The 242-nt window shown below is 69.8% G+C and carries 1 protein-coding gene; it reads left to right on the top strand.

Going from position 1 to position 242, the window contains the following annotated elements; genetic code table 11:
- Nucleotides 1–198, top strand: a 198-nt coding sequence (locus CVH10_RS23750) for a hypothetical protein (protein ID WP_219925085.1), incomplete at its 5' end; no start/stop codon positions are given.
- Nucleotides 199–242 lie beyond the last annotated feature (44 nt).

Here is a 242-nt window from a genome sequence, read left to right as displayed (position 1 = left end):
ATGGGACTGGTCGACGACACCCCCGGCCGCCCGATCCGCATCCTGCGCCGCCCCGATGCGGGCGATTTCGCGCTGACCGGACAGCAGAGCCACCAGCCCTATGCCAATTCGGCCCGCGTCTTGCGCCAGCTGGAGGCGGATGCGGCACGCATTGCCGACGACGGCGCGGGATCGATACGCGACGCGGTCGCAGCGTGAGGATCGCGATCCTTGCCCATGTACGACAGCGCATCGCGCAGCCC

The sequence above is a fragment of the Halomonas sp. ND22Bw genome (assembly GCF_003011945.1).
In the GTDB taxonomy this organism is placed as follows: domain Bacteria; phylum Pseudomonadota; class Gammaproteobacteria; order Pseudomonadales; family Halomonadaceae; genus Halomonas; species Halomonas halophila.
The sequence above is the reverse complement of the archived record's forward strand: the minus strand, read 5'-3'. Positions and strand labels throughout refer to the sequence as shown.